Consider the following 12036-nt stretch of genomic DNA (forward strand, 5'->3'; position numbering starts at 1 on the left):
AGGTTCACTCAGACATTAACAACTAGAGCCAACCTATTACATTTCAGCAACAACGCGGTTATCATTTTCGGCCAATATAAACGGACGTTTATATTTTACTTCGATATCGAAATGAAGCTGGACTGGTACCATACCAACGATGAAAGGCACGAGAAAAATTAGACAAACTGGTATAGCCGAGCTTATCTGAGACCAAGGTGATCGAAGCCTCTGTGTTAATCAAGTAATGATAAGCTAATTCCTTACGTTTTTGCTGCAGCAGCTCTCGAAAACTAGCCCCCTCAGATCCTAACTTACGCCTCAAGGTTCGCTCACTGATATTATACACTTGCGCCACTTTATGGGCTGTAGGTTCCCCCGATACCAGCATGGCATGAATTGCCTGACTGACTTTCTCTTGCCACTTAAGAGCCTGCATCTTATCTAAGTAATCCCTTACCTTAATCTCATTTTGAGCCGCGAGTTTTGGATTTCCCATCACTGTAGACTGCTCCAGCATACCTCTATCCATCCATAAGCAGTTTTCCAGCTTATTAAAAGAGATTGGACAGGAAAAACATGAATGCCATGGCGCAATATCTTTAGGCTCAGCTCGCATAAGCTCGACACTCAATACAAATTTACCATGGCCTAAAATCAGTTCACCGTGATGCACTAAGGTGGCAAAAAACGCATCAATCGACATAGGGCTAATCTCAACACCTGGTAATGGCGTAATGGTGAACCCGACCCGATCTGGCGTTCTCTGTAATTTGATACTGGCAGAGTTGCTCACTAATGCAGAATAATTAGGCAGTGTTTCGAATGCCTGCGCAAGTGTCGCCGAAGTCATCATCAGCAAACCTAAGGATCGAAAATGCATAGGATAAGCATACTGGCCCACTGTAAGACCGAATTCTGGAGTCCCGGTCGCTTGCTCCGCTAAGCTCCAGAGCAGAGTCATTTTCTCAATGGCTATTCTGGACTCGGGTGCGGCCTCAATCCCATCGAGAATTAAGCCCGCACTGTCAAATACACGATACGCATCGATACCTCTTGCACTTAAAGCCCTCGAGATTGCAATTGCCCATGATCCAATCGTGCTGTATTTCGAAGTTAATGCCATTGAATAAGACTCTAAAACTGCAATTAAGACCAACTAATATCACAATAACGCTCTTAAAATCATCTCTCTATTTGCAGCTTGCTACACTCACGCCTCAACTTGTACTCCATCCTTGTGCCAAATTCATAAAAGAAGCAAACTTCTGTCCACGGTAATTTAGGCAATATTACTCAGCCAAAACGATTTAGATACCAATTAACAAAATGGTTATTAGTCATTTTGTCTATCGGATAAATAATCATCACTTCATGCCAACATTCTATAGAAACTGACACTTAATTCCTGTCCAGCCAAAGCCCATAGTAAGTGTAGGGAATTTTGTTATTTAGTAAAAACAGTAAACCTAACCCCTAACGTTAATAACTCTTGGTACTAATGGATAAATGCATAATAAAGACACTGCCAAATAGGGACATATTGACCACACACGCCGGGACATTTAGTCCCAAACACCAAAAGGCAACCAAATCAGAACAATATCAGCAAACAAGCATTAAACTCAAAACTAAAAACCGCTAAAGCGGCAGTTAGGAGGATATTAAACCAATGATGAGTAAATGAGATCTTGAGCACGCCAGACCCATTGTCAGTTTGAGTTACTTTAGGGATAATTTTAACAAGGATGATTCAAGGTAGTCTCCACTTTGCAGCTAACATTGATGAGTTTGGCAAAATGGATTAGTGACTATTTTAAAACATACCGTGTGACACTGAACAATCATTTTTTAATGCATTGCTTATATGACTCATATAAAACAGATGTAACTATGAGAGGGTAAGATGGACAGACGACAGTTTTTTAAACTGTGTGCCTGCGGAGCGACCACATCGGCTATTTCGGCACTGGGCTTAATGCCCGGAACCGCAATGGCTGCGCCCCGTGAGTACAAGTTGCTAAAAGCAAAAGAGACCCGCAATAACTGCTGTTATTGCTCGGTAGGTTGTGGCTTGCTGATGTACAGCCACGGCAGTAACGGCAAGAATGCCGAAAAGGCTATTTTCCACATCGAAGGCGATGCGGATCACCCAGTTAACCGTGGTGCCCTTTGTCCTAAAGGCGCAGGTTTGGTTGATTATGTTAATAGCCCTAACCGTAATCACTTCCCTGAAGTGCGTGAACCAGGTACTGATAAATGGAAACGTATCAGCTGGAATGACGCTTTCAATCGCATTGCTCGTCATATGAAAGATGACCGTGATGAAAACCTCATCGAAAAGAACAGCGAAGGTAATACCGTAAACCGTTGGTTGAGCACAGGCATGATGACCTCTTCGGCTCAACCAAACGAAGGCGCATTTATTACCCATAAGTTTGCTCGTTCTCTTGGCCTAGTGGCCATAGATACTATTGCGCGTAACTGACACTCCCCAACGGTAGCAAGTCTTGCTCCAACATTTGGGCGCGGTGCCATGACCAACCACTGGATTGATATTAAGAACTCCAATGTCGTTGTGATCATGGGTGGTAATGCCGCTGAAGCACATCCTGTCGGTTTCGGCTGGGTAACAGAAGCAATGGAACACAATGATGCCAAGTTGGTTGTTGTCGACCCTAGATACACTCGCAGTGCAGCACTGTCAGACTGTTACGCCCCATTGCGTAGCGGTACAGACATCGCCTTCCTGCTCGGATTAAGCCGATATTTAATTGAGACTAAACAAGTTCACTATGACTATGTAAAGGCCTACACCAATGCCAGCTACATCGTCCGTGACGACTTCGAATTTAATGAAGGTTTGTTCAGTGGCTTCGATGAAAAGAGCCGTACCTATGACAAAGAAACCTGGTACTACGATCTAGATGAAGACGGCTACGCCAAAGTCGATGAGACATTGTCTCACCCGCGCTGTGTGTGGAACCTGCTTAAGAAGCATGTTGAGCGTTACGATTTTGACACCGTAAGCAATATTACCGGCACCCCGGTTGAAGATTATGAGAAAGTTTGTGCCCTTATTGGCAGTACGCATAAACAAGATAAAGCGGCAACCTTCATGTATGCCTTAGGTTGGACTCACCATACTAAGGGTGCACAGAATATTCGTTCTATGGCTATGGTTCAGCTGCTGCTGGGTAACATAGGTGTATTAGGTGGTGGTGTAAATGCACTGCGTGGTCACTCGAACGTGCAAGGTGCAACGGATATGGGACTGCTTTGTCAGGCCTTACCTGGTTACCTCAAGCTACCAAATGATAAAGATACCGATCTTGAAACCTATCTTGAGCGCTATACACCAAAAGCACTGCGCCCAGGTCAGACTAACTATTGGTCCAATTACCCTAAGTTTTTCATTTCGCAGATGAAGAGTTTCTGGGGCGATCACGCCACGGCAGAAAATAGCTTTGGTTACGACTGGTTGCCTAAGTGGGATCTGCAGTATGACTACACCAAGCACATCGACATGATGTACAAGGGTGAGGTCAATGGCTACTTTATTCAAGGGGTTAACGCTATTAACTCCATGCCAAATCGCAACAAGACTCTGGCTGCATTTAGTAAGCTAAAGTACATGGTTGTAATGGATCCGTTAGCCACAGAAACCTCTGTATTTTGGAAAAAATCTGCCGATTTTAATGACGTTGATCCAAGTCAGATCCAGACTGAAGTTTTCCGTCTACCGACCACCCTATTTGCCGAAGAGGAAGGCTGTATCGTAAATTCAGGCCGCTGGATGCAGTGGCATTGGAAAGGCGCTAACGCACCGGGTGAATCTAAGCCTGATGCCGAGATTCTATCAGGCCTACTCATGAAGCTTAGAGAGCTGTATGACACCGAAGGTGGCGTACTGCCAGAGCCAATCCAAGCCATTAATTGGGCTGGATATCATGACCCAAGCTTCCCCCATGGTTCAGAAGTTGCTAAAGAACTTAACGGTATAGATCTTAAAACCGGTAAGCAGCTAAATAGCTTCAGTGAACTTAAAGATGATGGTAGCACCGCGTGTGGTTGCTGGATCTATTCAGGTTCTTGGACCGAACAGGGCAACATGATGGCTCGCCGTGATAACTCGGATACGTCCGGTAAAGGTATTACTCCGGGGTGGGCATTCGCATGGCCTGCAAACCGTCGCGTACTCTATAACCGTGCATCTTGCGATGTGAACGGTAAACCTTGGGATCCAAAACGTAAAATCTTGGAATGGAGCCATGACAAATGGCACGGAATTGATGTGGGTGACTTCAATATGAAGCTTAAGCCACAAGATTCTGCTCATCCATTCATTATGCAGCCTGAAGGTGTGGGTCGTTTCTTTGCCCTTAAACATCTGGCAGAAGGTCCTTTCCCTGAACATTACGAGCCAGTGGAGTCGCCAATTGGCACCAACCCATTGCACCCGAAAGTGATCAGTAACCCGGCTATTCGTATGCTAGATGGTGTCGCTGAGACCTTGGGTTCTCATAAAGATTACCCTTATGTTGCTACAACTTACTGCATGACAGAACACTTCAACTTCTGGACTGCGCACTGTCGTCTTGCGGCTATCTCCATGCCTGAGACCTTTGTAGAGCTCGATGAAGTGTTAGCGGCTGCGAAAGGTATCAACAACGGTGACTGGGTCACTGTGAGTTCTAAGCGCGGTAGCTTGAAGACCAAGGCATTAGTGACTAAGCGCCTACAACCACTCAAGGTACATGGGCAACTTGTACACACTGTGGGTTTACCACGACATGGTGGTTACAACGCACTGACTCGCAAGAGTAGCAGTTGCAATATTCTGACTACGGAAGTGGGTGATGCAAATACTCAGGTGCCTGAATTTAAGGCCTTCCTAGTAGATATTGCTAAGGTGAAGGGGATCTAATTATGTCTGCTCAAGATATTATTTTAAGTTCGGGAACCTCTACGTTAGCCCCAGCTGCGCAGGTAAGAAAGAAGCTTAGCAAGATAGCTAAGTTATTCGATGCTACTAAGTGTAATGGCTGTAAAGGTTGTCAGGTCGCGTGTTCCGAATGGAACGATCTACGTGCACCTATCGGTGAGTTTACCGGTAGCTACCAAAATCCAGCGGATCTATCCTCTGAGTGCTGGACCTTAATGAAGTTCAATGAGGTCACAGACGAGAATGACAAGCTACGTTGGCAGTTCACTCACAGTGGTTGTATGCACTGTGACGATCCAGCCTGTTTAACAGCCTGCTCGACTAAAGATGCCATCGTTCAACATGCTAACGGCATTGTGAATATTGACTCTGATAAATGCATAGGTTGTGGCTATTGCGTAACGGCTTGTCCATTCGATGTGCCTAAACTCGATGAGATCGATCAGAAAGCCTATAAGTGCACCATGTGTTCAGACAGATTACAGGTAGGCCAAGAGCCATCATGTGTGAAGTCATGTACCACAGGTGCGCTCAAGTTCGGTACCCGTGAAGATATGTTGTTTATCGCAGACTTGCGTATCAAACAACTTCACGAGAAAGGCTTTACTAAGGCTGGGCTATATAACCCTCAAGGGGTTGGCGGCACGGGGATGATGATGATTCTACATGACATCAGTCAACCGGAAAGCTATGGCTTACCTGCTGATCCTAAGACCAGCTTACCCATCAAACTATGGCAAGACGTAGTCAAGCCTCTGGGAGCAGCCGGGATTATCGCGACTGTGGCGGTGGCTTGTCTGCACCGCATCACAGTGGGCCGAAATGTTGTCGATGAGAGTGATAACGATGATGACAGTGAAGCGATTGATCACACCCACCCAACCCAGTCAGATAAGGAGTAACGCTCATGCATAAGCAGAATATGATTTTGCGCCATAAGTTGTTCGATCGGATCTGTCACTGGTTTATTGTGGCTGTGGGCTTAGTGACCTTTCTCACTGGCTTTGCTTTCTTCTTCCCATCCTTTCAATGGTTGGGAGCGATAGCTGGCACACCACAAATGGCGCGCTTTGTTCATCCTATTGCCGGCTTGATGATGTGTCTGCCGCTGATGTTGATGCTAGTGCGCTACTACCACCATAACAAATGGGAAAAGAACGACCTGACTTGGATGCTAGCCATCAAAGATGTGATGCTTGAAAACGAGGACAAGATCCCCGCCATCGGTCATTACAACCCAGGTCAAAAAGTACTGTTCCGCACATTCGTGGTGACCTCTATCGTATTAACGGTAACAGGTTTCATGATGTGGCAGCCCTACTTTGCCCATTACTTTGCCTCCACCGCTATCGAGTGGGCCATTCTACTGCACGCCATTTGTGCGGTGATCATGCTTATCTTCGTGATAGTGCATTTCTGGATGGCAACTTGGGTGGAAGGATCGGTTGCAGGCATGTTGTATGGCGCAGTATCTCGCGCCTGGTGCAAGAAACACCATCCCAACATGCTTAAGGATCCTGAACTAAAGACTATTAAGCGGGAAAAACACTAATTATGAGCACAGCAATACTCGACGCTAAAAAAATCCAGGCCCAAAAACTGGAGATCAAGACCCTGATCCCAGCTGATCCTAAGACGGTCTACCAACTGCGCGGCAAAAGACTGGCTGAGTTAGCACAGGAGTCGGGACTCACCGATTACTTTAACTTACTCAAGCTGCTTGTTAACGCCCAAGAGAGGGTAGCCGCAGAGACAGGCTTGCAAGAGGAGAACTGCTTCGGCCTCAAGCCTAAGTTTAATCTCGAGCAAGCCCAGCCAATGGCTCAGGCAAACTTTGAGTGGGGAAATTATTGGCAGTCGATATTGCTGGAGCTTGTCAGTGATCTCCTCCCTAAGTTGTCAGTGACTGGCAGTTCGGAACTGAGTGAAGTACTTAAAGAGTTAGTCGGGGTTAAACCGCAAACTCTACAAGATTATGCCGAAGCCATGTTGCTTGGCCACTTTGCTAAGGTTCCGGCGAAATACACGCTATTTATCTGGGCAGCCTTATCTGTCTATTGGTCGCACTGGGCAACGGATCTTGCTAGCGAAATCGCTAAATCGGCTGAAAGCCATAAAACCTTATGTCCGGTTTGTGGCAGCCATCCGATAGCCAGTGTGATCAAGGATCAGCCTCGTGCCGGGTTACGCTATCTGCATTGCAGTCTATGTGAAACCCAGTGGCATCAAATCCGCGCCGAATGCACTAGCTGTGGCGAAGACAAGGGCGTTTTCCTTTGGGCTGAATCTGAAACCAAGTCAGCCATTCGCATCGAAAGCTGTGACACCTGTAAGGGCTATACCAAGATGTTGTTTACCAACATCAAGCCTGAGCTGGAAGTTGCTGTGGATGATTTGGCAACACTGCTGATGGATCAGCACGTGGTGGAGCAAGGCTATCAAGCCACAACGGTTAACCCCTTGTTGCTTGCCCACGAGCAGTAAGTTCGACCAGCGCTACAGACTCAGAATCTTGGATCTGTAGCGCTTTATTTAATCACCACTGATTTTAACTTGAAGTAAATGAATCCGATGACCCAAGCTATCAATACAACCACCGCCCTATATCGTTCCTTACCCGCTATGGACAGTCTGCTAGTGAACAAAGCCGTGATAAAACTTAGGCAGGAATATGGCGATGCTTGGGTTAAAAACCAGTTAAACAAGCTTCTCAATCAAGCAAGATCTCAGATTGCTGAGCGGCAAATCCTACCTAAATATTGCGCCACAGCAAATACGATAATTACAGCTTTGACGCAAAGATTGTTAGAGGAACAGCGCCACAGCCTTCAACCAGTCTGGAATCTGACAGGGACTATTTTACACACCAACTTGGGGCGCTCTCAGCTATCAGAAAGCGCCATATCGGCGGTGACCAAAGTGATGCGTCATCCGACACCACTGGAATTTGAATTAGAAGCAGGCAAGCGGGGTCACCGAGATCAAGCCATAGGAAAAATATTAAACCAACTAACGGGATCGCAAAGCTGTTGCCTGGTTAACAATAATGCCGCTGCTGTACTGCTGATGCTCTCGAGCGTCGCGGCAGGTAAAGAAGTGATCGTCTCTCGAGGCGAATTGGTCGAGATAGGGGGTGCCTTTCGCATTCCGGATATCATGCGCCAAGCAGGCTGCACCTTAGTCGAGGTCGGCAGCACCAATCGTACTCACCTTAAAGACTACCAAGAAGCCATTACTGAAAATACCGCCGCCATCATGAAGGTACATACCAGTAATTACCACATCCAAGGATTCACCTCTGCTGTCGATGAGAAAGCTCTGGCTCAGCTTTGCCAGCAACATCAATTACCGCTTATCTCAGATCTGGGCAGCGGCGCACTGACCGATCTTACCGAGTTTGGTCTCGGCGATGAGCCCACCCCGCAACAGATGTTAGCCGATGGGGTTAACCTGATTAGCTTTTCGGGCGACAAACTACTCGGCGGACCGCAAGCCGGCTTGATTGTTGGTGATGAAGCGCTCATAGAAAAACTGCAACAACATCCACTCAAACGCGCGCTACGCTGCGACAAAATGACCTTAGCAGCGCTTGAAGCAACGCTGTTACTGTATCGAAACCCACTTAAGCTCAATAACGAGCTGCCTATGCTTAAAAAAATGTCTCGCCCACTCTACGAACTAGAGCAATTAGGCCAGTTGCTTATGGCGGAGCTGCCTGAATTTTTTTCCCCCCACTTTAACCTCGCCATCACCCCAAGCAAAACCCAGATAGGCAGTGGTTCTCAACCTAATACCTTGCTCGACTCATTGGCTCTGACCTTCACACCGACAGCTAAAAGCCGATACGCGGTCCATCAGCTGGAGCAAAAATTTAAGCGGAGCCAGCGACCTATTATTGGTCGAATTAATCACAACCAATATTGGTTAGATTTACGTGGTGCAGAGCAAGAAGTCCGCTTGATAAACGCACTCAGGGAAGTTGGGCAGAAATTATGATTATTGTGACAGCTAATGACGTAGAGGGTGTGGATCACGGTAAAACCACACTGCTTCAAACTGACATAATGAGTGAACTAACCAAATGATCATTGTGACTCCTAGACATGTAGAACACGGTAAAACCAGATGATTATTGTTACAGCCGGCCATGTAGATCACGGCAAAACCACACTGCTTCAAGCGCTAACTGGCACCGATGCCGACCGGCTTCCCGAAGAGAAAAAGCGCGGTATGACCATAGATCTCGGGTATGCCTTTATGGATATCGCCCAAGATTGTCGACTCGCCTTTATCGATGTCCCAGGCCATGAGAAGTTTATTAGCAATATGCTGGTCGGCGTCAGCAGTGCAAAACATGCCATGTTAGTGGTCGCCTGTGATGACGGTGTTATGCCGCAAACAATAGAACACTTAGACATTTTGCGCTTACTCAAACTCGATAACCTCATTGTCGTGCTCACTAAAGCCGATCGCGTCAGTGAGACTCGCATAAAAGAAGTTGAGCAGGAGATCGGCCAACTACTGACAAGCAATAACGATGATATTAATGGGTTATTTACGGTTTCTTCAATCAGTGGAAGCGGTATAGAACCTCTGCGCGAACATATAAAACACTTAGCAAAAAATCAAACTAGTGCCACCAAGATGCATAGTTTCAGGATGGCTGTCGATAGAGTATTTAGCGTAAAAGGGGCCGGACTAGTCGCTACAGGCACAGTAATAAGCGGCAGTATTGATCTAGACAAAAAACTATTCGCTTCGAATCAAACTCAGGCGATTCGAGTACGTAATATTCATAGCCAGGGACGTCAATCTCAAGCAGCAAGCACAGGGAAAAGAGTCGCGCTTAATCTGACTAACATCGATTCTCACTCAGGCTTACAGCGTGGAGATTGGCTCACTGAATTAGCACCTGTACAGGCATCAGATCGGGTTACTGCAATATTTGAGGGGCAAAAAAATGTTAAACATTGGCAGAGTGTGCATATCTATCACGGCGGTAATCACAGCTTGGCCCGTGTATCTTTGCTGCAATCACTCAACGATCACCGCGCCTTAATCGAATTGCAATTCGAACAACCGATGCAACTGACCAATCACGATAGAGTCATTATTCGAGATGCTGCAGCGACCAGCACCATAGGCGGTGCACAAATCTTAGAACTGCAACCGACAGCAAGAGGCAAGCGCAAGCCTGAACGTCTCGAATATCTAGACCTATTATCACAATGTCACTCACCTAATAGTGCACTGCAATTTCAAAGCTTAATCCAGCCAGTGCTGGCTACAGGTTTCTGCTGGGATTGGCAGCTAAGTTCACAGCAACTGCAACAACTTTCAGCGCAAACTCAGTTGCAACACATTTCAGGTTTTGTGATTCACCCTAAACTACTCGAACATATATCAAGCCAACTGTTATCCATTATCGAAAACTATCATAGCCAGTTTCCCGATCAGTTAGGCCTGGCCATGAGCCGAGTTCAACGCATGAGCAGAGAAAAGTATCCCTTCGAAATCACCAGCTTTGTCATTTCGACTCTCTGTCAACAAAAGCAACTGCAGATGAGCCGTAGTCTGGTCCACCTTCCCAATCACAACATTGCGCTGACACAGCGGGAATCTTTACTTTGGCAGCGTATATCCACTCAGTGCCAACAAGCTAATGCACCTCTGTGGGTGACAGACTTTGCCATGATTAATGATATCGAGGTTAAGTCAATGCGCCACTTCTGCCACAAGTTAGTTCAATTAGGCTTTTTAACGTCAATATTAAAAGATAGATATGTAATGAGTGAATCTATTTATCTCTATGCAGAACATATTCGCAATCATAATAGTAAATATAAAGAAATTAAAACCACTGAATTTAGAGAGCTAGTTAAATTAGGAAGGAAGGCAAGCATACAAATATTAGAGTTTTTCGACAGATGTGGATTCACTAGCAGGAAATATCAATCTAACAGTAGAACCATTAGAGATAATGGACTATTTATTCAAGAAAAAATTGGCGGAAGAACATAGGAGTTGAACCTACCTGGGACTGCTGGCAGCCCCACCCGGATTTGAAATCCAGACGCCTCACCGGAGACGACGTTCTTCCTCTTGAAGAAGCATCATAATAATCAATACAATTTATTTCAACAAGTACAAACATTTATAATTAATATATTTGTGATCAATAACATTAATTAAAACAACAATTGTTGACTAGTAATACTTTACTTAAAGGAACATTTATCATGAGTTCAATTAAGACTCAGATCCATAATGTAATTGAGCATAAAAAAGTCAGATGTTTTAGAAATTTTAGAGAGTCAGAAATTGTAGAATCAGTTGCATCAGAAGTGAGAGTTGCACTTATTTACAATGGAATTTCACACACTGTAATGATGGCAAGTCCAGCCGACCTTGAGTATTTCGCTATTGGTTTTACGCTTTCTGAACGAATTGTAGAGAAGCCAGCAGATATAAAATCGATAGAGTTAGAGCCAAATGACAAGGGTGTACTTATTTATATTGAAATTACTAACCGTTGCTTTATGGCACTAAAAGATCAGCGAAGAAATATGGCAGGAAGAACGGGATGTGGACTATGTGGAGTAGCGCAATTAGAACATGCAGTAAAGCCTACAATACGTGTTAACAATAATAAAAGATTCAATATAAACTTATTGCAAAATGTATTATCTCAGTTACCAAAAGTACAAACCATGTTTAATATAACAGGTGCTACTCATGCGGCCATGTCATTATCTGAGAGCGGAGAAATCACCTCGAGCTATGAAGATATAGGCAGGCACATAGCGCTAGACAAATTAATAGGCTCTTACTCAAAGAATGGCCAAATAACACCAGCGGCTATTCTACTAACCAGTAGAGCCAGCTTTGAGATGGTACAAAAATCGGCAAGCGCAAATATTGAAATTATATTTGCAATATCTGCTGCTACATCTCTAGCAATAGAATTAGCAGACAAATCCAATATTACCTTAGTCGGTTTCTGTCGTAATAATAGAGCAACAATATATACTCATTCTCATCGTATCACCTCGGAAAACCTCAATAAATTAACGGCTATAGAACTTGAAAAAAAGATGGCCTATTAATTCTAT

8 protein-coding genes and 1 tRNA gene are annotated in these 12036 nt (G+C 45.1%); 7 read left to right on the top strand and 2 right to left on the bottom strand.

Annotated features, from left to right (window positions below; all coding sequences use genetic code 11):
* Positions 1 to 88 precede the first annotated feature (88 nt).
* Complete coding sequence (locus FM038_RS21895) at positions 89 to 1105, bottom strand: AraC family transcriptional regulator (protein WP_142873848.1); 1017 nt, start codon at positions 1103 to 1105, stop codon at positions 89 to 91.
* 780 nt (positions 1106 to 1885) lie between these two features.
* Between FM038_RS21895 and fdnG the strand changes: the two genes are divergently transcribed.
* The 6 genes from fdnG to selB all read left to right on the top strand — a co-directional run bounded on the left by fdnG (position 1886) and on the right by selB (position 10945).
* A complete protein-coding gene (fdnG, locus tag FM038_RS21900; RefSeq protein WP_142873846.1) occupies positions 1886 to 4906 on the top strand; it encodes a formate dehydrogenase-N subunit alpha in 3021 nt (1006 codons plus the stop codon).
* 2 nt (positions 4907 to 4908) lie between these two features.
* Complete coding sequence (fdxH, locus tag FM038_RS21905; protein WP_142873845.1) at positions 4909 to 5826, top strand: formate dehydrogenase subunit beta; 918 nt, start codon at positions 4909 to 4911, stop codon at positions 5824 to 5826.
* Positions 5827 to 5831: 5 nt separating this feature from the next.
* Positions 5832 to 6476: a formate dehydrogenase subunit gamma gene (locus tag FM038_RS21910; RefSeq protein ID WP_142873844.1), complete on the top strand. Its 645-nt coding sequence runs from the start codon at positions 5832 to 5834 to the stop codon at positions 6474 to 6476.
* Between the two features lie 2 nt (positions 6477 to 6478).
* Entirely contained in the window at positions 6479 to 7408 is a 930-nt protein-coding gene (gene fdhE, locus FM038_RS21915; protein WP_142873842.1) for a formate dehydrogenase accessory protein FdhE, read from the top strand.
* 87 nt (positions 7409 to 7495) lie between these two features.
* Positions 7496 to 8920, top strand: a complete 1425-nt coding sequence (selA, locus tag FM038_RS21920) for an L-seryl-tRNA(Sec) selenium transferase (RefSeq protein WP_195873143.1) — start codon at positions 7496 to 7498, stop codon at positions 8918 to 8920.
* Between the two features lie 129 nt (positions 8921 to 9049).
* Positions 9050 to 10945 (top strand): selenocysteine-specific translation elongation factor, encoded by a 1896-nt coding sequence (gene selB, locus FM038_RS21925; RefSeq protein WP_223292943.1) that lies wholly within the window; start codon positions 9050 to 9052, stop codon positions 10943 to 10945.
* Here selB and FM038_RS21930 read toward each other — a convergent pair.
* Positions 10930 to 11024: transfer RNA gene (locus FM038_RS21930), tRNA-Sec, on the bottom strand. The two genes, selB and FM038_RS21930, sit on opposite strands and share 16 nt — an antisense overlap.
* A gap of 139 nt (positions 11025 to 11163) precedes the next feature.
* On the opposite strand from FM038_RS21930, the gene fdhD reads away from it, so the two are divergent.
* Positions 11164 to 12030, top strand: a complete 867-nt coding sequence (fdhD, locus tag FM038_RS21935; RefSeq protein ID WP_142873841.1) for a formate dehydrogenase accessory sulfurtransferase FdhD — start codon at positions 11164 to 11166, stop codon at positions 12028 to 12030.
* Positions 12031 to 12036: the final 6 nt, after the last annotated feature.

Source organism: Shewanella eurypsychrophilus (assembly GCF_007004545.3).
GTDB classification, from domain to species: domain Bacteria; phylum Pseudomonadota; class Gammaproteobacteria; order Enterobacterales; family Shewanellaceae; genus Shewanella; species Shewanella eurypsychrophilus.

Excerpts from the sequence above, each read along its gene's own strand:
- FM038_RS21895 (WP_142873848.1), bottom strand. The coding sequence starts at position 1,105 with ATGGCATTAACTTCGAAATACAGCACGATTGGATCATGGGCAATTGCA.
- fdxH (WP_142873845.1), top strand. The coding sequence starts at position 4,909 with ATGTCTGCTCAAGATATTATTTTAAGTTCGGGAACCTCTACGTTAGCC.
- FM038_RS21910 (WP_142873844.1), top strand. The coding sequence starts at position 5,832 with ATGCATAAGCAGAATATGATTTTGCGCCATAAGTTGTTCGATCGGATC.
- fdhE (WP_142873842.1), top strand. The coding sequence starts at position 6,479 with ATGAGCACAGCAATACTCGACGCTAAAAAAATCCAGGCCCAAAAACTG.
- selA (WP_195873143.1), top strand. The coding sequence starts at position 7,496 with ATGACCCAAGCTATCAATACAACCACCGCCCTATATCGTTCCTTACCC.
- selB (WP_223292943.1), top strand. The coding sequence starts at position 9,050 with ATGATTATTGTTACAGCCGGCCATGTAGATCACGGCAAAACCACACTG.
- fdhD (WP_142873841.1), top strand. The coding sequence starts at position 11,164 with ATGAGTTCAATTAAGACTCAGATCCATAATGTAATTGAGCATAAAAAA.